This is a genomic window from Streptomyces sp. NPDC057617 (genome assembly GCF_042800555.1).
Lineage (GTDB): Bacteria > Actinomycetota > Actinomycetes > Streptomycetales > Streptomycetaceae > Streptomyces.
This window is the reverse complement of sequence record NZ_JBHVGV010000009.1, coordinates 189,448-214,102: the sequence shown is the minus strand read 5'-3', so window position 1 is coordinate 214,102 and position 24,655 is coordinate 189,448. Positions and strand designations below refer to the sequence as shown.

General features: G+C 72.1%; 22 protein-coding genes. 9 read left to right on the top strand and 13 right to left on the bottom strand.

Annotated features, from left to right (window positions below):
- Window positions 1-32: 32 nt before the first annotated feature.
- Window positions 33-1,379 carry a LuxR C-terminal-related transcriptional regulator gene (locus tag ACFU9P_RS23160; RefSeq protein WP_384083860.1) on the bottom strand — a complete coding sequence of 449 codons (1,347 nt, stop codon included), beginning with the start codon at window positions 1,377-1,379 and terminating at the stop codon, window positions 33-35.
- Between the two features lie 350 nt (window positions 1,380-1,729).
- On the opposite strand from ACFU9P_RS23160, the gene ACFU9P_RS23155 reads away from it, so the two are divergent.
- The 5 genes from ACFU9P_RS23155 (at window position 1,730) to ACFU9P_RS23135 (ending at window position 8,959) form a co-directional block, all read left to right on the top strand.
- Window positions 1,730-2,584 carry a hypothetical protein gene (locus ACFU9P_RS23155; protein WP_384083857.1) on the top strand — a complete coding sequence of 285 codons (855 nt, stop codon included), beginning with the start codon at window positions 1,730-1,732 and terminating at the stop codon, window positions 2,582-2,584.
- Window positions 2,568-3,728 (top strand): hypothetical protein, encoded by a 1,161-nt coding sequence (locus ACFU9P_RS23150; protein ID WP_384083854.1) that lies wholly within the window; start codon window positions 2,568-2,570, stop codon window positions 3,726-3,728. The genes ACFU9P_RS23155 and ACFU9P_RS23150 overlap by 17 nt, the downstream gene beginning before the upstream one ends.
- A complete protein-coding gene (locus ACFU9P_RS23145) occupies window positions 3,725-5,110 on the top strand; it encodes a hypothetical protein (protein ID WP_384083851.1) in 1,386 nt (461 codons plus the stop codon). The genes ACFU9P_RS23150 and ACFU9P_RS23145 overlap by 4 nt, the downstream gene beginning before the upstream one ends.
- Window positions 5,111-5,290: 180 nt before the next feature.
- Window positions 5,291-7,213 carry a LamG-like jellyroll fold domain-containing protein gene (locus ACFU9P_RS23140; RefSeq protein ID WP_384083848.1) on the top strand — a complete coding sequence of 641 codons (1,923 nt, stop codon included), beginning with the start codon at window positions 5,291-5,293 and terminating at the stop codon, window positions 7,211-7,213.
- Window positions 7,214-7,243: 30 nt separating this feature from the next.
- The gene (locus ACFU9P_RS23135; protein WP_384083845.1) at window positions 7,244-8,959 is read left to right on the top strand and encodes a PHP domain-containing protein; all 1,716 of its coding nucleotides are present in this window, start codon (window positions 7,244-7,246) and stop codon (window positions 8,957-8,959) included.
- A gap of 120 nt (window positions 8,960-9,079) precedes the next feature.
- Here the strand turns inward: ACFU9P_RS23135 and ACFU9P_RS23130 are convergent, their stop codons facing one another.
- Complete coding sequence (locus ACFU9P_RS23130; RefSeq protein WP_384083842.1) at window positions 9,080-9,808, bottom strand: HAD family hydrolase; 729 nt, start codon at window positions 9,806-9,808, stop codon at window positions 9,080-9,082.
- 153 nt (window positions 9,809-9,961) lie between these two features.
- Between ACFU9P_RS23130 and ACFU9P_RS23125 the strand changes: the two genes are divergently transcribed.
- Complete coding sequence (locus ACFU9P_RS23125; protein WP_384083839.1) at window positions 9,962-11,020, top strand: lactonase family protein; 1,059 nt, start codon at window positions 9,962-9,964, stop codon at window positions 11,018-11,020.
- A 146-nt stretch (window positions 11,021-11,166) separates the two neighbouring features.
- Here ACFU9P_RS23125 and ACFU9P_RS23120 read toward each other — a convergent pair whose 3' ends face one another.
- The 5 genes from ACFU9P_RS23120 to ACFU9P_RS23100 all read right to left on the bottom strand — a co-directional run bounded on the left by ACFU9P_RS23120 (window position 11,167) and on the right by ACFU9P_RS23100 (window position 16,257).
- On the bottom strand, window positions 11,167-12,087 hold the full coding sequence (locus ACFU9P_RS23120) for a sirohydrochlorin chelatase (protein WP_376372763.1): 921 nt from the start codon (window positions 12,085-12,087) through the stop codon (window positions 11,167-11,169).
- A 95-nt stretch (window positions 12,088-12,182) separates the two neighbouring features.
- Window positions 12,183-13,169: an N-acetylglucosamine kinase gene (locus tag ACFU9P_RS23115; protein ID WP_384083834.1), complete on the bottom strand. Its 987-nt coding sequence runs from the start codon at window positions 13,167-13,169 to the stop codon at window positions 12,183-12,185.
- Between the two features lie 33 nt (window positions 13,170-13,202).
- The gene (locus ACFU9P_RS23110) at window positions 13,203-13,880 is read right to left on the bottom strand and encodes a uracil-DNA glycosylase (RefSeq protein WP_384083831.1); all 678 of its coding nucleotides are present in this window, start codon (window positions 13,878-13,880) and stop codon (window positions 13,203-13,205) included.
- A gap of 111 nt (window positions 13,881-13,991) precedes the next feature.
- A complete protein-coding gene (locus tag ACFU9P_RS23105; protein ID WP_376372755.1) occupies window positions 13,992-15,086 on the bottom strand; it encodes a WD40/YVTN/BNR-like repeat-containing protein in 1,095 nt (364 codons plus the stop codon).
- 91 nt (window positions 15,087-15,177) lie between these two features.
- Entirely contained in the window at window positions 15,178-16,257 is a 1,080-nt protein-coding gene (locus tag ACFU9P_RS23100; protein WP_384083829.1) for an NADH:flavin oxidoreductase/NADH oxidase, read from the bottom strand.
- A 185-nt stretch (window positions 16,258-16,442) separates the two neighbouring features.
- Between ACFU9P_RS23100 and ACFU9P_RS23095 the strand changes: the two genes are divergently transcribed.
- Window positions 16,443-16,793 carry an ArsR/SmtB family transcription factor gene (locus ACFU9P_RS23095; protein ID WP_384083826.1) on the top strand — a complete coding sequence of 117 codons (351 nt, stop codon included), beginning with the start codon at window positions 16,443-16,445 and terminating at the stop codon, window positions 16,791-16,793.
- 118 nt (window positions 16,794-16,911) lie between these two features.
- Window positions 16,912-17,835: a DUF6214 family protein gene (locus ACFU9P_RS23090; RefSeq protein WP_384083823.1), complete on the top strand. Its 924-nt coding sequence runs from the start codon at window positions 16,912-16,914 to the stop codon at window positions 17,833-17,835.
- Window positions 17,836-17,883: 48 nt separating this feature from the next.
- Here ACFU9P_RS23090 and ACFU9P_RS23085 read toward each other — a convergent pair whose 3' ends face one another.
- Window positions 17,884-18,558 carry a DUF305 domain-containing protein gene (locus tag ACFU9P_RS23085; protein ID WP_384083820.1) on the bottom strand — a complete coding sequence of 225 codons (675 nt, stop codon included), beginning with the start codon at window positions 18,556-18,558 and terminating at the stop codon, window positions 17,884-17,886.
- Window positions 18,559-18,714: 156 nt separating this feature from the next.
- On the opposite strand from ACFU9P_RS23085, the gene ACFU9P_RS23080 reads away from it, so the two are divergent.
- The gene (locus tag ACFU9P_RS23080; protein WP_376372741.1) at window positions 18,715-20,208 is read left to right on the top strand and encodes an LVIVD repeat-containing protein; all 1,494 of its coding nucleotides are present in this window, start codon (window positions 18,715-18,717) and stop codon (window positions 20,206-20,208) included.
- Here ACFU9P_RS23080 and ACFU9P_RS23075 read toward each other — a convergent pair.
- From ACFU9P_RS23075 to ACFU9P_RS23055, 5 genes are all read right to left on the bottom strand, one after another.
- A complete protein-coding gene (locus ACFU9P_RS23075; protein WP_384083816.1) occupies window positions 20,184-20,837 on the bottom strand; it encodes a TetR/AcrR family transcriptional regulator in 654 nt (217 codons plus the stop codon). The genes ACFU9P_RS23080 and ACFU9P_RS23075 overlap by 25 nt on opposite strands.
- 331 nt (window positions 20,838-21,168) lie before the next feature.
- Entirely contained in the window at window positions 21,169-21,879 is a 711-nt protein-coding gene (locus ACFU9P_RS23070; RefSeq protein WP_376372735.1) for an HAD family hydrolase, read from the bottom strand.
- Window positions 21,880-21,898: 19 nt separating this feature from the next.
- Complete coding sequence (locus ACFU9P_RS23065) at window positions 21,899-22,612, bottom strand: phosphatase PAP2 family protein (RefSeq protein WP_384083812.1); 714 nt, start codon at window positions 22,610-22,612, stop codon at window positions 21,899-21,901.
- An 81-nt stretch (window positions 22,613-22,693) separates the two neighbouring features.
- On the bottom strand, window positions 22,694-23,629 hold the full coding sequence (locus ACFU9P_RS23060) for a M56 family metallopeptidase (protein ID WP_384083809.1): 936 nt from the start codon (window positions 23,627-23,629) through the stop codon (window positions 22,694-22,696).
- 157 nt (window positions 23,630-23,786) lie between these two features.
- Entirely contained in the window at window positions 23,787-24,365 is a 579-nt protein-coding gene (locus ACFU9P_RS23055; protein WP_384083806.1) for a DUF5134 domain-containing protein, read from the bottom strand.
- Window positions 24,366-24,655: the final 290 nt, after the last annotated feature.

Genomic DNA, 24,655 nt, shown 5'->3' with positions numbered 1-24,655 from the left:
GGCCGCTCGGGGGTATGCGGAGGGTGTACGGGTCAGCGCGGTCCGCGAGGGGTGTCCGTCGGCGTGCCCTCGTCCGGGGTGTCATTGCGCATACGGCCGTCCGTCGTGAGCGGCGGATCGTCCAGCCTCGGCAGATAGCAGCGCTGGAACAGCTCGCCGGAGAACTCACGGCGGCTGCGTACCCCCGCCTTGTCGAACACCTTCCGCAGATGATCCTGGACGGTGTACTCGCCGATCCGCAGCGAGTCCGCGACCTCGGCGGTCGAGCGGCCCAGCAGAACGTGCTGGGCGACCTCGCGCTCACGCGGAGTGAGACCGTACGCGTCGAGGACGATGGCCGTCAGTTCGCCGGGGCGGCTCGGAGCCAGCGACACATACGTCAGGGCCTCCGGCTCCTCGGCACCGTCGGCCCCTCTGCCGTCCGCCTTCTCACGCCAGGCGCTGAGGGTGACCCAGTGGCCGGTACGGCTGATCGCGCGGGACTGCACCTGGACGCCCATGCCGACGGAGCGCACCTTGTTGGCGAGGGCGTCGAGCGTGAAGGGGAACCGGTGTCCGGGGGCCGGGTGGGCCTCCTGGATGAGACCGAGCCAGCGCTCGGCGGTGGACGTGCACAGGCGTACCTCCTGATCGTCGTCGAGGATCAGCAGGCCGGCGGCGTCCGGCACGTCGTTGCGGTCGATGCCCGCGAGGAGGAGGGAGCGGCGTAACGCGGTCGTGACCGGGGCGCTCACGGTGCCGGCGAGGGCGACCTCGGCCGGGGTGAACGGCGGCGAGCCCTCCGCGCGGCAGAGCACGAACAGCCCCCAGGTACGGGAGCCGTCCCGCAGGAGCACGCGTAACTCGTCCGCCAGACCTACGGGTCGGAGTACGTCACGGTAGTAGACGCTCTCCGCCATCCGGCCGGTCATGGAGTCGCTCAGCAGACTGGCGGAAGCGGAGCGGCGGGCGAGGGCGCGGATGTTGTCGACACCGGTCTGGGCGGCGTGCTCGATCTCGAACAGCCGGGGCATCACACTGCGCGGAAATCCGTACTCGTGCAGGCCTCCGGTATCGAGGAGCGTCGCGGGATCGAGCATGACGGAGCACCAGATGTCGGCGGGGACGGCGCTGAGCAGGGCGTCCGCGCCGGCCTGGAGGACATCGAGCGCGCCCAGCGATTCGGCCCCGCGCAGCCGGCGGTCGAGGGCGGCGGCCAGCGCGTCACGGGCGGCGGGGGTGACGGCGGTGCTCCGTGCACCGGATCTGCCCGTTCTGCCGGTTTTGCTGGATATAGCTGGTGTGCCGGGCTTGTTGGGGTCTTGAGGTCCGGCGGAACGGCCGGAGCGAGCGGATCCGGCGGGGTCCTGCTCGGGATGAGGACGGGAAGCGGAAGTCACGCGAGCAGGCTAGGGCGAACCCCCAGACATCTGGGATGGGAATGGCACAAAAGCCCGTCTACTTTGGTACCCCCAACCGGGCGGCGCACGGGGGCAGTTGACGTAGCGCCTTCCGCGCGGGCGCGCACGCGGGGGGCGTGCGCGGGACGGCCCTCGCCGGACGGGGGGAGGGCGCGGGGTACGGGGGACTCGTCGTACTGGCGTCCCGTGATCGTGATACGGGGCGTCGGTGCGGCGGCCTCCGCCGCGACGGCCGACGGGCCGGCACCGCAACGGTACGGCAACAGGGGAGAGGTCGGGGGATGGACAGCAGGGGGGACACGATGACGGTTCGAGGAGCGCGGCGGAGTGTGCGGTACGGGAAGCGGGGACCGGGGCCGAGCCGGGGGCGGGTCCGGCAGCGGAGGCTGCTCGCGGCGGTGTGCCTCGGGGGTCTGATGGCGCTGACCGCGTGCGGGGGCGGCGGGAGCGGGTCCGACGAGCCGTCGGACAGCGGATTCACGGCGACGGCGGAGCCGACGCCGACGGAAACGACGGCGGAGCCCACGCCGTCCGATACGGAGACGTCGGAGCCGGCCGAGGAGCCCACGGAGACACCCACCGAGGACACCAGTTCCGAGGACGACTCAAGCTCGGACGACTCCTCGTCGGACGACTCCGGGTCCGATTCGGGGTCGGGGTCCGGGGACGACGTCTCGTCGGGCGTGCCGCGGGGCCAGTGGTCGGGCACGGCCCAGATCAGTGTCGACTTCTCGGATCCCGGCTGCGGGGAGACGTCCGAGTCGTACGAACTGCCCGCGACGCTGATCATCAGCGATCCGGTCGGCGGGGAGGAGAACAGCTTCAATCTCTCCTGGGCCAGCGACAGCCAGACACCGGCGGGGGCGTTCGGGGTCTCCTCCGCGCTCGACGCGACCGACACGATGGACGGCGAGGCGGTGTCCGTCAACTACTGGACCCTCTCCGAGGACGGTTCGGGCGGTATCTCGGGGGACCTCACCGACCCCGGCGCCTCCGAGGCGCTCGCGCTGAACCTGCTGTTCGTGCCCAAGCCGATCCTGCCGTGCAGCCAGTACATGGTCTTCCCGTACGGCATGGCGACGGGCACGACCCTGGAGGGAACGGTGAGCGAGGACTCGGCGTCACTGACCCTCAGCGGTACGTCGCTCGACGGGACGAGGAGCTTCCGTGTCGAATGGTCATGAAAATGGTCATGAGGGACGGTGGCCGGGGGCGACCAGGGGCGCGGCGGGCGCGGAAGCGGCTGCGGGGCGTACGGAACTGCTCGACACCTGGTCGGGGCGGATCGCCGAGGCCGTGGCGCCGGACGAGATCTCCTTCGCGGGCCTCACGGCCCGGGTGTACGCGGACGGCGGCCGGGGCCGCCGCGCCCTGCTCCACTCCGCACCCCCGGCCCCCGGCGGCGCCGGCGGCGAACTCGCCACACTCCTCCCCACCCTCTGGGACGCGCTCGCGTCGTCGTACCACTTCCTGATGGCAGCCCTGGCCTCCCCGGCCACGGCCAACGCGATCTCGGGCGCCGCGCTGCTGCTGGCCCTGGAGGAGCGCGGGGAACGGAGGGCGGGGGCGGTTGATCCGGGCGCCGCGGGCACCGGGCCCGCAGTGGGCGCCGCTCCGGCCGGTCCGGCGCCAGTCGCTGGCGGTGCATCCGCCGCTGCCCCCGGCTCGGCCGGTGCACCGGGTTCTGCCCGTACGGCCGACTCGGCGGCCCGGGCAACGGGCGCCGGCTCGGACGCCGGTGCCGACGCCCCCGACCTGGGTGCTGCGCCGCCCTCTGGCGGCACGGCCGGTCCGGCCGCCCCGGCGGCGGGCGCGGTCTCGGACGTGGGCGCCGATTCCGGCGCTCCCACGCGCGCGGGCGCCGACGCCGTCGGCCCGGGCGCCGGGGCCGCTATGGGCGGCCTGCCGCCGAGCGTGGCCGGTCCGGCACCAGGCGGTGGCGCGGCCGGTCCGGATGCCCTTGACTCGCCCGGTGCGCCCGGTTCTGCCCGTACGGTCGGCTCGGCGCCCCTGGCGGGTCAGGCTCCGCCCGCCGCGTCTGTCGGCAGCGGCGTGCCCGTCTCCGATCTTGCCGTGATCGCTCGCGCCGTCGTGCATGTTTCCTCGTGTCTTCAGGACGGGGGGATGGAGCGGCGCGTCGCTGATCGGGTGGCTGCTGAGGCCGTTGCCGCGCTGTATGCCGGGCGTCGGGAGGGGGCCGGGGACTTTCTCGGTGTCCTCGTGGGCGATCAGCCGCCGGGCGCGGCCGGCCGTACACGCGGGTCTGCCGTTCGGCGGCTGCGGCGGCGGTTGGCCGCTCGGCTTGCGGGCCGCGGGTCCGGCGAGTGAGCCGCAACGGCAACGCGGCCTCCGGCGGGGGCGTCCCGCAAGCTGTACCGCCGCCGCCCTGGCTCTGGCTGGCCCTGGCGACGTACGTCTACGACGCACCCGCCGCGGTCACCTGGTGGCGCGAGCAGATCCAGAACCTGTGGACGGACCGGGAGTACCCCGCCTTCGTCGTGTCCGGCGACGCGTTCGCCGCGCTGCGCGTCATGCTCATCAGCCAGGCGCTCCCCACCCTCTTCGTGGCGGCCGGGGCGGCCGCCGTCCTGCTGCCGCACATCCGCGGCCGGTACACCGAATGGCGGTACCACCTCGTCCCGCCCGCCAACAGCCCGGCGAGCCCCGCACTCCAGGAGATTCAGCGGCTGCTCGACGCGCACGCGCCCGGGACGGTCCTCACCGTCTCGATGCGGGTCCGCGGCCCGTCGATCAGGGTGTACACGCGGAGCTGGCGCGGCCGGAGGGTCGCCGTGTCGCTCGGCTTCCTCTCGCTGTGGGAGCGCCACCCGGACCGGGCGCGCGCCCTACTGCTCCACGAGGTGGCGCACCTCGCCAATGGCGAGCATCTGATCACCGGCCTCGGCAGCCCCTTCACCGGACTGGTCGGCGCCTGGCCCGTGGTGTTCCTGGTCTGCGCCGTGACCCCGCTGGTCTGGCTGATCCAGTTGCAGACGTTCGCCGAGCCGTCGCTGCTGACCGCGGAGGTGCTCGCGGTCGTCGCACGGCTGCCGCAGTTGCTGATCGTGCCGGTCATCGCCCTGTGGTGCGCCGAGCTGGCGGCGGACCGGTACGCGGTGGCCGCCGCCGGGCCGCGTACCGTGCTGGAGGCCCTCGACGCCACCAAGGCGTCCGGGCTGCGCCGGGTGACCGGCAAGCTGTACCACCCGCCGCGCGCCCTGCGCCGCTGGTTCGTCGAGCGCGCGGACCGGCCGGTGGCACCGCTGTTGCTGCTGCTCGCGGGGCCTATCGCCCTGCTGGTGCACGTGGTGGCCGTCACGGCCATCGCCATCCCCAGCTTCATCCTCAACGACTACGCCCCGCTCACCGCGGTCGCCACCAGTTTCGACCTCGCGCACATCAATCTGCTGCGGTGGCCGCGGTGGGCGGGTGTCCTGGCCGTTGTGCTGCTCTGGCCGCTGCTGGCGAAGCCATGGCTGCGGCTGTGGGGCAAGCCGACAAGTGCCCCAACAGCCGTACCGGGCACGCCGACCGGGCCGGGCCGGCCGGCCAGGGCCGACGGCATCGTGCCGTACCCCCGCCGGGCGCATCTGCTCGCCGCGCTGCTGCCCGCCGCCGTCCTTGTCGTCACACTGCTGCCGTCCACCGGCGTGGTCGCGCGCGATCCCCTTCTGCGCCCCGACACCGCCACAGCACAGACGGAGGACTGAGCCGCACCGCCCCCGAGCACTGAGCCGCACCGCCCGCCCCCTCGGCACCTCGCAAGCGGGGGCGGCGGTTCCGGCCATTCATGGGTTCTTCCCCCAGCCATTGCCGTACCGGCCCCCAAGTGCCCGCCGCCCCCGCGTAGTTTGCCCTCGGTCAATCGGACAAACTTCGCGGAGACGTACATGTGCAGTCCGCTTCACCGGCCCGACGGCGCCCTCCCGGCCGCCGCCGCCAGCCGTCGTCACTTCCTCAGAGCCACCGGAATCGTCGGCGCCGCCACGGCCGCCGGGCTCGCCGCCGCTCCCGCCGCCGCCGCGCGGACCCCGCTCACCACGGGCCATGACGAGTCCCGGAGCGCGGCGCCCTGGCAGCCCGACCCCGACAGCCCGCGGTTCACGCTCGTTGTGATGCCCGACACCCAGTACCTCTTCGACGGTGACAGCATCCACCCCGCGCCCGTCGAGGCGTCGCTCCGCTACATCCTCGACCACGGCCGTGACGAGAACATCGTCTTCCTGTCCCATCTCGGCGATCTCACCGAGAACGGCCGCGCCGAGGAATTCGGGCCGCTGAGCGATACGTTCACCCTCCTCGACAAGCGGCGCGTCGGCTACAGCGTGGTCGCGGGCAACCACGACATCCCGTCCTCCACCGACGACCAGCGCGGCCGCACCCCGTATCTGGACGCCTTCGGCCCGCAGCGCATGCGCCGGCTGCCGACCTTCGGCGGAGCCACGCCCGACGGCTACAACTCGTACCACCTCTTCCGCGCCGCCGGCCGCGAGTGGCTGGTGCTCGCGCTCGACTGGCGCCCCTCGGCGGCCGGTCTCGCCTGGGCGAAGAAGGTCATCGCGGACCATCCGGGAACGCCGGTCGTCCTCACCACCCATGAGCTGGTGTACGCCGACGAGTCAGGTGACGAAGCCGAGTTCTCCGACCACGGCAAGCACCTGTGGGACGAACTGATCGCCGGGAACGACCAGATCTTCCTGACCCTCAACGGCCACTTCTGGCCGGCCGCCCGCACCGTACGCCGCAACGACGCGGGCCACGACGTCCATCTGCACATCACCAACTACCAGAACCGCTACTACGGCGGAAGCGCGATGATCCGCCTCTACCGCTTCGACCTCTCCAGGAACACCATCGACGTGGAGACCATCTCCCCCTGGATCCTGGGCCGGGCGGGCGAGCACCTCAATGAGCTGGAACGGCAGGAGATCGAGCTGACCGGACCGCAGGACCGGTTCTCCGTACCGCTCGACTTCGAGAGCCGGTTCGCCGGTTTCGCGCCCGTTCCCGCGCGCGGTCCGCGCCCCGCCGCTCGGATGCTGGTGCCGGGGACCGTCGCGTACTGGCGCTTCGACAGCCCGTACCAGGACGGCCCGCGCCAGGACGGTTCGCCCGCCGACGAGGCCCTGCGCATCCGGGATCTGTCCGGTCACCGCAACGATCTGACCAGGGTGCCCGTCCCCGGCAGCGGGCCCGACGCGCTCCGCTGGTCCGACAGCCACCACCCCGACCAGCCGGGCCACGGCAGCCTGTTCTTCGACGGCGGCAAGCCCCCGCTGCGCGGCGCGTATCTCCGTACGGCCGACGGCGCGCCGCTCAACTCGCACACCTTCCGCGCCGGTTACACCATCGAGGTCTTCTGCAAGGTCCCCGCCGACTGGGCCGCCGGGCACAACGCCTGGTCCTCGCTGCTGAGCCGCCGGGGCACGGCCGGCGCGGCGGGCAAGACCGAAGGCGACCCCAACGAGCCGGTGGCGACGCTCTCCCTCTCCGACGGGCCGGGAGCGCAGTGGGCGGCGGCGCCGCTCAACCAGCCGTCCCTGGTCACCAATTGGGGCCATGAGCTGGAGCGCGAGAAGTGGTGGCACCTCGCCGTCGTCAACGACGGGAAGCACACCACGATGTACGTCGACGGCTGCCCGGTCGCCCGCAACCCCGCCACACGCACCACGGGACTCGCGACGCTCGGTCTGCCCTGGCTGCTCGGCGGCTACGAGTACGGCGGGACGCTCGACCAGCTCCTCTACGGCTGGGTCGGCGATGTCCGCGTCGTGGAACGAGCCCTGTCCGTACGCGAGTTCATGAACGCCTGAGTCGCCGAGCCCCAAGGAGACCCCTCACCCATGCACGACCCCACGCACGACTCCCTCCCCGATGCCCAGCAGTTGCCCCGCTGGGCCGACCCCGCCGTACCCGCCGACTCGCTGGACCCCCAGGGCGTCTCGCGGCGCGGACTCCTGCGTACGGCGGGCCTGTTCGGCGCCGCGTTCGCCGGCGGCGCGGCGGCGCTCGCGCCCTCCCCGGCCGGGGCGACGACCGGACGCGATCGGGGGCACGGCAACCAGAGCGACCCCGAACTCGCCTATCTCGTCGGCGATCACCACGTCCACTCCATCTACAGCCATGACGCCAAGTACACCTTCTCCCAGCTCTCCCGGGCCGCGTCCACCTACGGTCTGGACTGGCTGGTCCTGACCGAGCACAGCAATATCGGCCACTCCCTGCCCGGCGGCGCCGCGGCCGAGCACCGCGAGATACTCCAGGCCAGGGCCGAGAACCGGCGCATGCTGATCTTCCAGGGCCTGGAGTGGTACGTCCCGGGCGCCGAGCACTGTACGGTCTTCTCCCCGCCCGGACGCCACGAGGTCGACCTGCTCACCAGCTTCGAGCAGGCCTACGACGGCAAACTGCTGGGCTATACGGCCGGCGCCCCCGGACACCCCGACACCCCGCGCAACGAGGCGCACGCCGTCAAGGCGCTCCAGTGGCTCGACCGGCAGCGCCGTACCGGATACGTCGACGACGTCCTCGTCCTCGCCAACCACCCCCTGCGCCTCGGCATCGACTCCCCGCACGAGATACGCGCCTGGCGGGACGCCGCCCCGGACATCATGATCGGCATGGAGGGCGCACCGGGCGCCCAGGCCGGCGCCTTCCCCGGCTGGGCCGGGCCGAACAGCATCCGCGGCGAGTACGTCAACTCCCCGTCGGCGGACTCCTGGCCGGGGTATCCGACGGCGGCGTATGTGACGTACGGCGGCTTCGACTGGGCGACCGCGACGGTCGGCGGGCTGTGGGACTCGATGCTCGCGGAGGGCAGGCTGTTCTCCATCACCTCCAACTCCGATGTGCACCGCGTCGCGTTCGACACCTGGAAGAACGGGGACTGGCTGCCCGGCCAGAACTTCGACAACGTCGGCCATCTTCCCGACCCCGTCAACACCACCGAGCCGCAGCCGGGCGGGGACTTCTGGCCGGGCCAGTTCAGCCGGACGCATGTCGGTGTGACGCGGTACGGCTACCGGCAGGTCATGGAGGGCCTCCGGGCCGGCCGCGTGTGGGTCGACCACGGTCAGCTCCTGGACGGTATCGACGTACGGGTGAACACCGAGCACGGCGCCGGGCGCGGAGTCACGCTCGGCGGGCGGCTGCGCGTACGGCGCGGCGAGCGGGTCGTCCTGAACGTCACCGTGACCACGGCGTCCCGGCCCAACCACCACGGAGAGGTGCCGCGGCTGGCGCACCTCGATGTGATCCGGGGCGCGGTACGGGGCCCGGTCCAGGACCGTGACACCTGGCGGGCGCCCGACACCCGGGTGGTGCACATCACGGACGTGCACGGCCGCCGGGGCCGCTACACGCTCCGTATCCCGGTGGGCAGGGCCGAGGAGTCCTTCTACCTGCGACTGCGGGGCAGCGACGGCAAGCGCAACGGGGCCGGATACCTGGGCGCGGCGGTCGACCCGCACGGGCCGGTTCCGCACGAGCCGGGCAACGGCGATCCGTGGGCGGACACCTGGATGTACACCAACCCGGTGTTCGTGGACGTGGTCCGCTGACGGACGCATGGTCCGCCGGCCGCCGCGGGACCGCCTGTTGCGCGTCCGTGTCGCACGCCCGCCGTGTGCTGCGCTGCCGTGCGCGCGACGGGCGGTCCCGTACGGCGGTCGGCTCCGGTGTCACCGGGGGCCGGGCCGCCGGACGCCTCCGTCCGGCCCGGAGCCACCCGTCTCGAAGAGCCAGGTGTACGCGGCTTGCGCCGTGAACTCGCGCTGTCCGCCCGGGAACAGCAGCCCGGCCGTGGCGAACTCCGGGTCGTGGGCCGTGGCCTGGACATAGGGGACCGCGATACAGCGCATCCCGGCGGCGTTCGCCGCGACCACTCCGGGGCCCGCGTCCTCCAGGACCACACATCCGGCGGGCGCGGCGCCCAGCCGGCGCGCCGCCTCAAGGAAGACGTCCGGTGCGGGCTTTCCATGGGCGACCTCCTCGGCGGAGACGGTCGCGGTGAAGTACGCGTCCAGCCCGGTGGCCGACAGGGCCATGTCGATGGCCGCGCGCGAGGAGCCGGACGCCACGGCCATCGGCACGCCCTCGGTGTGCAGCCGCTCCACGAACTTCCGCATCTGCGGGAACACCTCGGTCGAGGCACGGACCCGCTCCAGATAGAGCCGGTTCTTCTCGGCCAGCAGATCGTCGACCGGCGCGTCGATCCCGTACTCCGCGCGCAGCGTCTCCAGGGTCTCCCTGGTGCCGATACCGATGAAGCGGGTGTGGTGCTCCCAGCCGAAGCCGGTCACCCCGTACTGGGCGAGGAGCCGACGTCCGGCTTCGTAATAGTTGGGCTCGCTGTCCACAAGTGTTCCGTCGAGATCGAAGATGACTGTCGGAAGCTGCGAAGTGCTCATACGCCCCAGCATGCCCAGCGAAGCCGGGGCTCCGCTCGTCGGCCGGAGCACCGCTCCCCGGGGATTGGTCCAGACCGCCTGCTACCGTCTGCCGGGCATGTCACGGATCGGGCGTTGAGGTTCAGAGGTTCAGCCGAAGAGGGGACAGGGACTGTGAGCGGCAGGGACAACGGACGGGCCTTCATCGGGTCGTTCACTTCGGCGGGAGGCCGCGGCATCATCCACGCGGCCGTGGACGCGGGCACCGGCGCACTGACGGAGCGGGGAGTGACCGACACCGTGGCCGATCCGTCCTTCCTCGCGCTCGCGCCGGACGGATCCGTGCTGTACGCGGTCTCCGAGACGGACGAGGGCGCGGCGGCGGCCTTCAGCGTGCCGGTCGCGGGCACCGAGGGCGGGAGGCCCCGGCTGATCGGCGACCCCGTACCGGTGTGCGGGAGCAGCCCCACCCATCTCACGCTCACCCGGGGGCATCTGCTGACCGCCAACTACGGTTCCGGTAGCGTCACGGTCCTGCCGGTCGGCGCAGACGGCGGGCTGCTGGCCGCCGCCGGGGTGCTCCAGCACCAGGGCGCGGGCCCCAACCCGGACCGGCAGCGCGGCCCGCACGCGCACCAGGTGGTGACCGACCCGACCGGGCGCTGGGTCCTGGCCACCGACCTCGGCTCCGACTCCGTACGGATCTCCGCCCTGGACACCGCCTCCGGTGAGTTGGCACCGCACGGCGAGACGGCCCTGCGCCCCGGCTCCGGGCCGCGCCATCTCGCCTTCCACCCGGCCGGCGGCCACGCGTACGTGCTCAACGAACTGACCCCCACCCTCACCGTCTGCCGCTGGGACGCGGAGCAGGGCGTGCTCGAACCGCTCGGTGAGACACCCGTCCTGCCCGACAGCGTGGACACCGAGAGCTATGCCTCGGAAGTGGTGGTGTCCCTGGACGGGCGGTTCGTCTGGGCGGCCAACCGTGGCCACGACAGCATCGCCGTCCTCGCGCTCGACGAGACGTACGAGAAGCCGGAACTGGTCACGACTGTGCCGTGCGGAGGGCGCTGGCCGCGCGATCTGACGCTCGATCCGGCGGGCCGTCGGCTGTACGCGGCGAATGAGCACTCCGGTGATGTGACCTGGTTCGACATCGACCCGGAGACGGGCATCCCGGTCCGCGCGGGCTCTCTTCAGGCCCCGGCCGCCTCCTGCGTGATCTTCGGCTGACAGCTCCGGCCGGCTCCGGCCGAAGCCGCGCTCGGCAGGACGCGGAAGGGCCCGCCCCGGGGTGTTCCGGTGCGGGCCCTTTCCATGAGTACGGGGGACGCTGCCGTCCCGTAGCCGTACCCAGGGGCATCCGTCGGCGCGGCGGCTCAGGGAGCAGGTGTCCCCTGCGGCTGCGCGGGGATGCCCAGCGCCGTCGTGTACTTCGACAGCACCAGCTTGCCGATCGCCGGGTAGGCGCCCAGCGGCTCGGCGGCGGCGCAGTCGGCCTCCTTGAGAGCCGCGTCGAGCAGCCCCTCGGGCAGCTCGGGACCCACCAGATACGGCGCGAGCGCGAGCTGCGTCGAACCGGACTCGCGCAGCTGCTCCGCGATCGCGGTGACCGAGCCCTCCTGGTCGAGTGCGGCGGCCATCACCGGTACGGCGAGGCGCGCGGCGAGCAGCATCCCGGTGATCCCCGCTGTCTGGACCGCCTCCTCGCCGCCCACCGTGGCCAGGATGATGCCGTCGGCGGCCGTGGCGACCGTGAACAGCCTGGCGCGGTCGGCGCGGGCCAGACCGGCCTCCGACAGCCGTACGTGCAGGGCCTCGGCGAGCAGCGGATGCGGACCGAGGACATCGGTCAGCTCCGCGACGGCGCCGCTGTCCGCGACCTCCTGGCGTATCCGGGCGATCAGTCCGCTGTCCGGACCGGCGAGCAGCGGTACGACAACGGCGGCGGGGCCCTCGGGCTCGGCGGCCTCCCGGCCCGCGGCCTTGGCCAGTTCATAACGTTCGGTACGGAGGGCGGCGGTTCCCGTCAGGGCGGCCGCCAGCGTGGGGTACTCGTCGTTGTCACCCTCCAGGAAGCCGATGACGGCGTCGAGGCCGGGCAGCTCGGAGCGGGCGATGCTGACAATCTCCTCGGCCAGTCCGCGGACGGCGCTGGAGGGGGTGCCGGGAACGGCGAGAACAAGCGCGGGCGCACCTTCGGGAGCCGCCACCGGTTCGGGGCGGCGGTGGCGCCCCGACTGTCGGGGTCGCGGCATTCGTACAGGCAGGCCGGATGCGGGCCCAGTGGGGGTGCTCATGCCGTCGAATGCTACTGGTTTTGTGGGCGCGGCTGTTCGGGGAGGGGCCGCCCGCGAACCATCTGCCCTTATTTATCCGTTAGGTATTTTTCCCCTTATCTGTCCTGATGTGTCGGGACGTAGAGGAGTCGTCCGTCGGGCGGCAGCCGCAGCGAGTCCGTCGCAAGCTCCGCCGCGATACGCAGCGCTCCGCTCAGCGGATCGGCCGCGGCCGAGACGGTGGTGGCGTGCGGGAGTTGCTCGGCCAGCTCCGCCCTCACCGGTACGAGCAGCGGGTCGCCCAGCTTGAACAGGCCCCCGGTGAGGGCGACTTCGGGATTTCCGGAAGCCGGACAGACGGCCGCCGCCGACTCCGCGATGTGCCGCGCGGCCTGCGCCAGGATGTCCGCCGCGACCGGATCGCCGGGCGCGCAGCGGGCCACCTCCGGTGCGAACGAGGCGAGCACGGCGGGCCGGTCCGTACGCGGATAGATCAGCCCCGGCAGCTCGCCCGCCGGTCCGAAAACCGCTTCCACTCTGGACAGCAGTGCGGGCGAACCACCGCGCCGTCCGTCGTGCGCGCGCATGGCCGCCTCCAGCCCCGCCCGGCCGATCCAGGCACCGCCGCCGCAGTCGCCCAGTAGATGGCCCCAGCCGTCGGCGCGGTGCCAGCCCTTCAGATCCGTGCCGAGCGCGATCATCCCCGTACCCGCGGCGACGACCGCTCCGGGGCGCTGCCCGAGCGCCCCCGCGTACGCGGTGACCGCGTCCGCGGCGAGCGCCAGCCGCCGTACCCCCAGCGAACGCTCCAGCGCGCCGGGCAGCTCGGCCCTGAGCCCGCCGCCGAGCGTCGCCATGCCTGCCGCGCCGATCGCGGCCGCGGCCAGAGTGTCCGTACCGGCCCGGGCCAGCAGGGTCTCCACCGCGGGCAGGAGCTGGGCGAGCAGATGCCCGGCGTCGATCCCCGTGGGCCCGGTGCGCACCGGCTCGGCCGAGGCGGTGGTGCCGACCGTCCTGACCCCGGCCGGCTGGCCCCCGGCCGTGGAGCCGAGCGCGATCCGCAGGCCGGAACCGCCCGAGTCCACGCCCAGCACCCAGCTCATTGCGGTACCTCGCTCATCGCCGGACCCGGCCGCTCATGGCAGCTGCCAGTCCACCGGCTGTGCGCCCTGGCGGACCAGGAGGTCATTGGCCTGGCTGAACGGACGCGAGCCGAAGAAACCCCGGTCCGCCGACATGGGGGAGGGGTGGGCCGATTCGATCGCGGGGAAGTCGCCGAGGAGCGGCCGCAGATTGCGGGCGTCACGGCCCCACAGGATGGACACCAGCGGCTTGCCGCGGGCGACCAGGGCCTTGATGGCCTGCTCGGTCACCTCTTCCCACCCCTTGCCCCGGTGCGCGGCGGGCTTGCGGGGCGCGGTGGTGAGCGCCCTGTTGAGCAGCAGGACCCCCTGGCGCGTCCAGGGCGTCAGATCACCGTTGGAGGGCCGGGGCAGGCCCAGATCCGTGTGCAGCTCCCGGAAGATGTTCTCCAGGCTGCCGGGCAGGGGACGGACCTCGGGGGCCACCGAGAAGCTCAGCCCCACCGCGTGCCCGGGCGTCGGATAGGGATCCTGGCCGACGATCAGGACCCGCACCTCGTCGAAGGGCTGCTGGAAGGCTCTCAGCACATTCGGTCCGGCCGGCAGATAGGTGCGCCCGGCGGCGATCTCCGCCCGCAGAAAATCACCCATCCCGGTGATACGCCCTGCCGCGGGGCCCAGCGCGTCCGCCCATCCGGGCTCGACGATCTCATTCAACGGTCTTGCTGTCACGGAGCGCCACTCTACTGGTGCGCAGGGCACCGCTCCGCCCGCACCCGTCAACACACCTTCATCGCATGGCATTTGACCGGCCGCCCAGCATTCCAGTCGCGCCGCTCCCGGCTATCCGGCGAGCGTGGTCGCACGAACACAGAGTACGTCCGGAAGGTGCGAGGCGAGCTGCTGCCAGGTGTCGCCGTCGTCCGCGCTCGCGAACACTTCGCCATTGCGGTTGCCGAAATAGACGCCCGCCGGATCGGAGCCGTCCGTGCACATCGCGTCACGCAGCACCGTGCCGAAATGATCGCCGTCGGGCAGTCCGGCCGACAGCGGCTCCCAGCTCGCGCCCGCGTCCTGCGTACGGAACACCCGGCACCGGCGCCCGGCCGGGACCCGGTCCGCGTCGGCGTTGATCGGGAAGACATAGGCCACATCCGCGCGGTGCGGATGCGCGGCGACCGTGAAGCCGAAGTCGGACGGCAGGCCGGAGCCGATGTCGGTCCACCGGTCGCCCGCGTCGTCGCTGCGGAACACCCCCCAGTGGTTCTGGAGATACAGCCGGTCCGGATCGCCCGCGTCCTGCGCGATCTTGTGGACGCACTGGCCGAACTCCGGATTCGGATCGGGCAGGAAGACCGCCGACACCCCCTGGTTCGAGGGCGCCCAGCTCTCGCCGCCGTCCCGGGAGCGGAACACCCCGGCCGTGGAGACCGCGACGGTCACCGAGGCCGGATCCCGCCGGTCGGTCACCACCGTGTGCACCGCCTCACCGCCGCCGCCCGGCACCCACTTCGACCGGGTGGGGTGCTCCCAGAGCGGCCTGACCAGCTCGAAGGTCTCCCCGCCGTCCTCGGAGCGGAACAGCGCGGCGGGCTCCGTCCCCGCGTACACCACACCCGGAGCCGCGGGCCCCGCGGGATGGAGCTGCCAGACGCGCTCCAGGGACGCTCCCGTGTCCTTCGGGAACTTCACCGCGGGACGGCTCGGCTCCGTCCAGCTCGCGCCCAGATCGTCCGAGCGGAACACGGACGGACCCCAGTGCAGACTGTCGCCGCCGACCAGCAGCCGCGGTGCTCCTTCACGTCCCCGTGTGTCGATTCCGATCGAGTAGACCGCCTGCGCGTTGAAGTGCGGTCCGTCGAACTCCCACCGGCCGCCGCGCCTGCGGCCGATGAAGAGCCCCTTGCGGGTGCCTACGGTCAGAAGTACCTCTGTCATCGCCTGTCCCTCCAGGACGCCTTTGTCACGGATACGGGCCAGTCTGCACCCGACCACTGACAATGGCGCCTGAAGTGAATGTCCGCGCAGGTCAGAAGGCCCGGTGGTACTGCGGCGGAGTGTGTACGGAGGCACCCAGCACCCCGGCGGCGCGGCGGGCCCAGGACGGGTCGCGCAGCAGCTCCCTTCCCAGCAGCACGGCATCGGCCTCGCCGTTGGCGACGATCTTCTCCGCCTGCTCGGCGTCGGTGATCAGACCCACGGCCGCCACCGGAAGCCGGGTCTCCTTCCTGACCCGGGCCGCGAACGGCACCTGGTAGCCGGGGCCGAGCGGGATCCGTACCCCCGCCGCGTTGCCACCGCTGGACACATCCAGCAGGTCCACGCCGTGCGCCACCAGCTCGTCCGCGAGCCGCACGGTGTCGTCGGCCGTCCAGCCGCCCTCGTCGAGCCAGTCGGTGGCCGAGATCCGGAAGAACACCGGCAGCTCGTCCGGCCACTCGGCCCGTACGGCGTCCACGACCTCCAGGGCGAACCGTGCGCGGTTCTCGAAGGAGCCGCCGTACGCGTCCGTACGCCGGTTGCTGTGCGGGGAGAGGAACTCACCGATCAGATAGCCGTGCGCGCCGTGCACCTCGACGACCTGGAAGCCCGCCTCCCGCGCCCGCCGCGCCGCCGCCGCGAACTGTCCGACGATCTCCTCGATCTGCGCCACGGTCAGCTCCGCCGGCACCGGGTGCCCGTCCGCGAAGGGCACCGGGCTCGGCGCCAGCGGCTGCCAGCCGTTGGCCTCGGCACCGACGGGAGCGCCGCCCTTCCAGGGCCGGTCGGTCGAGGCCTTCCGCCCGGCGTGAGCGAGCTGGATTCCGGCGATGGTGCCCTGCGAGGCGAGGAAGCGGGTGATCCGGCGGAACGCCTCGACCTGGGTGTCGTTCCAGATGCCCAGGTCGGCGGGGCTGATCCGGCCCTCAGGGCTGACGGCCGTGGCTTCCGTGAGGATCAGCCCGGTGCCGCCCGCCGCGCGCGCCGCGAGATGGGCGAAGTGCCAGTCGTTCGGGACGCCCGCGTCCGGGCCGGCCTCGTCCGCGGAGTACTGGCACATGGGCGCCATCCAGACCCGGTTGGGGATGGTCAGCGACCGCAGGGTGTACGGCTCGAACAGCGCGCTCACAGGGAACTCCATTCAGGCGGGACAGGGCAGAGGGAACAGGGCGGAGCGGAGCGGCGCGGCCGGTCCGGCGATCCGGGCGTCGGCCTTCTCCGCGTCGTACGGTACCCATCGTAGTACGGTGAATGTCAAACTACGATGATCCTCGAACGACCGTACAATGGAAGCCCCCGAGGAGTGGAGCCGCTGTGACCGCCGCGACCAGTACGCGCGAACTCGCACACCCCCCGCGCACGGACATCCGCCTGGAGGGGGTGCTGCACGCGCTCTCCGACCCCATGCGCCTGCGTATCGTGCGGGAGCTCGCCGCCGCGGACAGCGAGCTGACCTGCTCGCACTTCGGCCTCCCCGTCGCCAAGTCCACCACCACGCATCACTTCCGGGTGCTGCGCGAGAGCGGGTTGATCCGGCAGATCTACCGGGGTACGGCCAAAATGAGCGGACTGCGCAAGGACGATCTGGACGCGCTCTTCCCCGGCCTGCTCGACAGCGTCCTGGGCGCCGCCGACGCACAGGCCCGGCGGCTCGGCGACGGCTGACCCGCGCGCCACGCCCGGCTGCGGGTCCCACGCCCGGCCCCGGGGCGATGCGCCGACAGGGTGCCGTGCGGGCCCGGTCCGTGCGCGCCATGACAATAAGGGCGGATTGCCTGATTAAGTGGCGAATGTGTCGGAACATAAATGGATTTCCGCCCAGGAACCCCATGAGCGCGCCGCGTACGAATGGCCCGTGTGGGAGGTGCAGGGACACGGCACCGTCACCGGCGCCGGTGACCCGCGCGACGGTGCCACGCGGCGCGAGGTCCTGCCGCCCTGGGTCGATATCCGGCTGACCTTCGCGGACGGCGCCCGGATCGATGTGCTCGCGGTGGTGCAGGACGGCCGTATCGCCATCGAGGACGCGCAGGCCGACCCGCCGCTGGCGCTGGAGGGCTTCGCCGCGCTCGCCGGGGCGATCGAGGCCCCGCTCCAGAACGCCTGCCAGGTGGTCTCCGGCCGGCACCGGCCGCCGGTGCCGGGGACCGTGGTCGTCAGCGAGCCGGTCACATCCGGCACCACCCCCGGACCCACCCCCGGGCCCGCTCCTGTCACCACCCCCGGACCCGCTCCCGAGCCCACTGCCGCGCCCGCCGCTGATGGCACCGCCGCCCAGGAGTACGCGCCCGACCTGCCTGCGGAGGCCGACCCGGCCCCGGGCGGGCCCGCCGCCGACGCCCCGGCCGCGAGCGATCCCGTACCCGAGGCACCGGCCCTGGACGACGCTCCCACCGCCGACACCCCGGCCGTATCAGCCGAGCCCCGCGAAGAACCGGCGCCCGAGCCCGAGCGGGGACCGGAGCCCGAGGCCGAGCCGGAGCGTGAGCGGGACTCGTCGGGACGCCACCGGGCCCGGCCCTCCCTGCCGCGCGGCAGCGCCGCCCGGCGCAGTGTCGCCGAGATCTACCGCGCGGCCCAGCAGGCCGGCCAGGACCCGGTGCTCGCGGTGATGTCCGCCACCGGGTTCAGCCGCCGCAAGTCGCTCAAGCTGATCGCGGGCGCCCGTGACGAGGGCCACCTGACACCACGTCACCACCGCCGCTGATCCACCGGGGCCCTGAGCCCGCCGGCCCTACCGTGCACACCCCGGCACTCACATCGAGCGCATACGGTTCATCTCGACCGTCTGCTGGGCGATGACCTCGTTCGCCATCTCCTCGACCAGGACGTTCTTCCCGTCCGTGAGCACCTCGGTGGCCATGGTGATCGCCCCCTGGTGGTGAACGGTCATCAGCTTCAGGAACAGTTCGTCGAACGCCTTGCCCTTCGCGGCCCGCAACTGGGCCAGTTGGGCCTCCGTCGCCATCCCGGGCATCGTGGCGTGGTCATGGCCGTGCTGCTGCTTCGCCCCGCCCTGGGCCTTCAACCAGCCCTTCATCGACTCGATTTCGGGCTTCTGCGAGGCGGCTATCCGCTCCCCGAGCCGCTTCACCGCCTCGGAACCGGCACGCGCCTCCACGAGTTCGGTCATCTTCAGCGCCTGGCCATGGTGGACGATCATCATCTGCGCGTAGTTGAAATCAGCCGAGTTGGGGGTGTTGTCCGGCGCCGCCTTCACGGCCTCCTCGGCCGAGAGCGTCTTCGCCGGCTCGCCCGGCTTGCCCGGCGCGACCACCACCGGCTCGTCCTTCTTCGCCTTCGCCGCCCCGTCGTCCCCCGAGTCACAGGCCCCCAGGGCGAGTACGGCGACGGCGGCCACCGCCGCCAGGGCGGCCCGGCGGGCACGCTGGCTCCTGTGGTGGATCAACACGGCGACCTCCTGCGACACATGATGTGGTGAAACTTTCCTAGCACGCTTCGGTGTGCGGCTGATCAAAAACTTTTATTACGTCTCTGTTGCCATCTGTTGAGATGTACATGAGAAGGACGATACTGCCCAGGTCCGTGACCCGTTCACCCTGAACGGATACATAGGGAGGACGCAGTGACCTCGTTGCACACCACCCGCGTGCGGCGCAGACGTCTGGGCGTGGCGGCAGCCGCGGCCGGGCTCTTCGCCACGCTGTTGACCGCCGGACCGGCGGTCGCCACACCCGACCCCGGTACCCCGGCCGCGGAGAAGATCTCCTCGGGCCAGGCCGCCGAGGTGCGAGCAGCCATCCAGGACGGCGAAGTGCCCGGTGTGGACGAGATCGTCCACAGCGACAACATCAAGCATCTCGTCAACATCCCCAAGGACCTGATCGCGGGGACCAACTCCGACCTGGCGTTCCAGGGGAAGTACGCCTTCTCCGGCAACTACGACGGCTTCCGGATCTTCGACATCAGCAACCCGAAGGCCCCCAAGACCGTCGCCCAGGTGCTCTGCCCGGGATCGCAGAACGACATATCCGTCTCCGGCGATCTCCTGTTCCTCTCCACCGACTCCTCGCGCAGCGACAACTCCTGCTCGAGCGTCACGCAGTCCGCGACGGTCAAAGAGTCGTGGGAGGGCATGAAGATCTTCGACATCAGCGACAAGCGCAACCCGAAGTACGTCGCCGCTGTCGAGACCGCGTGCGGTTCGCACACCCACACGCTGGTGCCGGAGCGCAAGGACGTCTACATCTACGTCTCGTCGTACTCGCCGAGCACCACCTTCCCGGACTGCCAGCCGCCGCACGACGGAATCTCCGTCATCAAGGTGCCGCGCAAGTCTCCGGAGAAGGCGGCGATCGTCAACTTCCCGAACCTCTTCCCGGACGGCGGGAACCCGGGCGCGCCCACCAACCCGGGCGTCTCGGCGACCACCGGCTGCCATGACATCACCGCGCTGCCGTCGAAGGACCTGGCCGCCGGTGCGTGCATGGGTGACGGGATCATCTTCGACATCAAGAACCCCGAGCGCCCCAGGGTGATCGACCGGGTCCAGGACAACGTCAACTTCGCGTTCTGGCACTCCGCCACCTTCAACCAGAAGGCCAACAAGGTCGTCTTCACCGACGAGCTGGGCGGCGGTGGCGCGGCCACCTGCAACGACGAGATCGGTCCCAACAAGGGTGCCGACGGCATCTACGACATCGTCGGCAAGGGCGACCGGCGCAAGCTGGTCTTCCGCAGCTACTACAAGATCGACCGTCCGCAGGCGGCGACCGAGGTCTGTGTCGCGCACAACGGTTCGCTGATCCCGGTCAAGGGCCGCGACATCATGGTCCAGGCCTGGTACCAGGGCGGTGTCTCCGTGTGGGACTTCACCGACTCCTCGAAGCCCAAGGAGATCGCGTACTTCGAGCGCGGTCCGATCACCACCGCTCAGGTCACCACCGCCGGCCCCTGGTCGGCGTACTACTACAACGGCTACATCTACTCGAACGACATCGCCAAGGGCTTTGACGTGCTCCAGCTCAACGACCGCAGGACGGACGAGGCCAAGCGCGTCCGGCTGCCCGAGCTGAACGTACAGACGCAGCCCGACTACTTCTCCGGCTCCGGCCACTGAGGAGTGATGTCCTGACCCGTTCCGCCGGGCGGCTCGCCGCCCGGCGGAACGCCGAGTTCCCAGTCGAGCCCGTAGCGCTGGAACAGCTCGGCGCGCAGCCGGGGCAGCGGCATCGGGGCGCCCGGGATCAGGACCGCGAAGACCGCGCCCATCAGCAGGGCGCGCAGCATCGGATAGTCGCTGTCCGGGTCCGCCGCTCCGTACCGCGTCACCGTGTCACGCAGCAGGGCCGCCAGCCGCTGCTGCTCGGGGCACTGCACGAAGCCCTGGGCCTGAAGGATGCCGGCCATATGAGTCCGCATCAGTACGGGGCTGTCCGCGGCGAGTCCCAGAATGGCGTCGATCGCCCGCGCCAGCAGCTCCCGCCCGTCGTCCGTGGCCGGCTCGCGCTCCAGGGCCGCGGCCAGGGTGAGATGCATCAGCCGGTGCACCGCGGACTGGAGGAGCTGGCGCTTCCCCGGGAAGTAGTACGAGACGAGACCGCGCGCCGAACCGGCGCGGTCGGCGATGTCGGCGAGTGTCGTGGCCTCGTAGCCACGCTCGGCGACCAGCTCCACCGTGGCTTGCAGTAGCCGCTCCCGGGAACGCCGACGCAACTCTTCATTGACCGATGGGCTCCGCGGGGACATGCTTGACTCCTGCGTTGACTGGCTCTCAGCCAATATACTCAGTGCGTCCCGTCGCAGACCTCTTCAGGCCTGGTCAGCGGGGCTGCCGCCTGCCTTGGGCGACGCGGGGGATCGTCCAAGGCGGGCGGCTTCGGCATGCTCGGGGAGCGCCGGGGTGCCCGTTTCGGACTGCCGGGGGCGCCGTTTCGCGGTCCGGAGCCGCCCGTTCACAGGGTGCCGGATGCCCGCTTTCCGGGCCGCGCCCCGTTTTCCGTACGAGAGGGAGCGCTTTTCCGTACGTCCGTACGGGAGGGAGCGCCCGGCGCCGGAAGCGCCGGGCGCCCGCCGGGGGTTACGGGAGCGGGCCCTGGCCCGCGAGGGCGACGACCGGGCGCAGTCCCGCCGGGCGTTCCTCCACCGGGAGATGGTCCACGAAGTGCACCGAGCAGCCGAGCTGTGCCGCCCCGCCGTCGGCGTTCCGGTCGTCCCCGACCATCAGCACATCGTGCGGGTCCTGCCCCAGCGCCTCGCACGCCACCCGGAAGAGCCGGGCGTCGGGCTTCTGGATGCCGTGCTCGTACGACAGCACATACGCGTCGACGAGGGCGTCCAGGCCGTGCGCGCGGAAGACGGGCCGCAGATCCCAGCCGATGTTGCTGACGACCGCGATCCCGATGCCCCCGTGCCGCAGTGTGGCGAGGACCTCGGCGGCGTCGGCGTAGGGACGCCAGGCGTGCGGGGTCATATGGCGCTCGTACAGCGCGTCGTACAGGGCCGGGCTGGGAAGCTTCACCTGGCGGGCGAGTCCGGTGTACGCGGCGCGGTGGCTCTCTGCGCTCTCGTCGCGGGTGGCCCAGAGCGCGGCCAGGTCCTGCGGCACCCGCTGCGGCTCCGAGCCGCCGGGCAGCGCGCCCGCCACGGCCAGCTTCATCGCGTAGCGCCGTACCTCGTCGGGCGGCAGGGCCACGCCCGCCTCGTCGAGCACGGCTCGTAGCCAGGATCCGGCGGATTCGATGCGGAAGAGGGTTCCGGAGAAATCGAAGAGCACACCTTTGAAGGTCATGCCTCTGATCCTCGCGGGGTCAGCGCTCCCGGGACAAGGCCAGGCGGCCGTACGACGCGATGGCGAAGGCGACCATACTGCCCCCGAGCAGCCAGCCGCCCAGGACGTCGGCGCTCCAGTGGACGCCCAGCCAGAGCCGGGTCAGACCCGCTCCGGCCACCGAGACGGCCGCCAGGACCAGTGCCGTACGCCACACCCTGCGGCCCACCCCGAGATGCTGCGCCAGCCACAGCAGCAGCCCGCAGGAGACCGCCGCAGTCATCGCGTGGCCCGAGGGGAAGGCGGCGAAGTGGGCGGAGTCGACCGGGTCGGGCCACTGCGGGCGCTCGCGTCCCACGGCGGACTTCAGCACATGGGACAGGGCCGCGCCCAGCGCGCTCGTCCCCGCGACCCAGAGTGCCAGCAGGCGTTTGCCGCGCAGCCACGCCACGGCCACCGCCACCGCGATCAGCAGCCGCATCGTCCAGGGGTCCCAGGCCCAGTCGGTGAGCACCCGGTTGATCCAGGTGACACCCGGCTCCGCCACCGCCCGCCGGTGCAGCGCCTGCGCGGCGGCCCGGTCGAAGGAGAGCAACGGCCCCCACTCCGCCACGACCAGAGCCACCAGCAGGCCCAGCAGAAAGGCGAGGAGAGTGCCCGTACGGGCCGGGGTGAGCAGCGAAGGACCGGCGGAGGGCGGCGGTGGTGTCTGCGAATCCGACGAGGCAGCGGAAGAGAGCGACTGCGGGCGCATGGGACGATCTTCGCCGACGACCGGCGCGCCGAGCCAGTCGTACGGGCGTACGGGTTACCGGGGCCGGGGGATGGATCCGGCCTATCCCAGCGCCCGCAGCGCCGGTACGAAGGCGATCAGGAGCGGCACCACGGGGACGGCGGCAGCGGCGGCGGTGAGCCGGAGCCTGCGGGCCGCGGGGAGCCGCGGTACGGGCGACAGGAGGCGGTTCACCCGCTGCGGAAGCTGCGAGTCCGGGGCGGTGCCGGGGCCGAACACCCCACGCTCCTCGTTCAGTTCGACCAGCGCGAGCGCGGTCGTCATCCGGCCGAACCGGCGCGAGGCGACATCGTCGGCGGCCAGCTCCACCAGCCGGTGCATCTCGTCACGGAACGCCGCGAACACCGGCACCTGCGGAAAACCGTTCGCCAGCGCCGCCGAGCAGTGCAGCAGCCAGTCGTGCCTGGCCCGCGCGTGGCCCTCCTCATGCGCGAGTACAGCGTCGAGCCTGCTGCCCTTCAGCTTGCGCAGCGCGGCCGTGGTGATCACCAACTGGGGCGCGGCCCCCGGCAGCCACCAGGCACCGGGGCGCACGCCCTCCAGGACGACCAGCGGCCCGTTCCCGGGCTTCTCGCCGGGCAGCAGAGGGGAGCGTACGAGCAGCTCCGCGCGGCGCCGGCGGCGTCGGCTGCGGGCCCGGTGGATCTCCCGGGTGAGCATCGCCGCCGTCCACACACCGCCGCCCGCCAGGGCCACGGCGAGCAGCGCCGACCAGGGGCGGTGCGAACCGAGGGCGTAGGCCTCCACCACCCCGCTCGGGGCGGGCGCGAAGACATGCCCCCGTACGGCCAGCCAGGCGGCCGCGGCGCTGAAGGTCATCGAGAGCGCGAAACTCAGCAGGACGGCCGCCACGACGCACTGCCACACCCACAGCGCCACCACGGGCTCGCGCTCCGGCCAGTCGGCGCGCGCCAGCAGACGCGGGGCGACGACGGCGGCCAGTGCGCCGAGCAGCAGCAGCGCCAGGGAGACCATCATGGTCATCAGACTATGAGGACGGGAGTACACAGCGGTATGTCCTGGCCGGGCAAGTGACCCAGGACACGTTTTGAGGCGCCCCATGGAGCCCGTGACGCCCCATGCCTCCCGCGCCCGCCCGGTGTCCGCCCCGGTGTGCGCGCCGGTGTCCGCGGGGTCACAGCGCCAGCAGCATCGCCAGCGTCGCGATCCCCATCGACAGCCGGCAGACCAGCGCCAGCTCCGTCATGTCGCCCCAGGGCACCGCCGCCGTGACCGTGCCCGCACCGCCAGGACCCGCCGCCGCGGGCAGCGGCAGCAGACGCCCGCCCTCCCACAGCACATAGCCCGCGTAGTAGAGCAGCAGCGCCCCGGTGACCAGCGGCGCCCCGCCCGCGCCGTGTGAGCCGTGAGCCCCGGCGGGCGCGGCGGCCATCGCCCCGGCCATATAGACCATCACCAGCATCCCCAGCAGATGATGTGTCCGGTGCGCCCGGTAGGCCGCGCCCCGGGACCGTACGGCCGTATACAGCGCCACCGCGCCGAACAGCGCCGCGTACCCCGGCCAGACCCACCGGGGCGGTGACAGTACGGCCGCCGGCACGGCCATCGCCGCCATCCCGAACCCCATCAGCGCCTCGGTACCGGCCCATCGGCGCTGTTCGTCCACACCGCTGCGCATCCGCAGCAGACAGTAACTCCCGTTCGCCGCACAGAGCGCGACGAGCAGCCAGCCGGCCAGTGCCGGTCCGTGCACCGCGCACCTCCCCCCGTCCCCCGTTCGACTTCAACGGTGTCGGGGAGGTGATGCCCGCCAGCGCGGAGGCGCATACGAGCGCAGAGAGACACGGGGGGAGCGCACCGCGCGACAGGGGCGCGCCCGCCGCCAACCGCCGTACCTTCATTCGCATTTCGCTGGAAACGGAAAGCGTAAAGAAAATCGGCTGACAAGCCGGGGGAATTGCGGACGAATTCCTGGCGCACGCGGCTTGTGGTCGGCACGGCGCCCGACTACTTTGCAGATGCGTGCCCTTGGGGTCCTGGCGG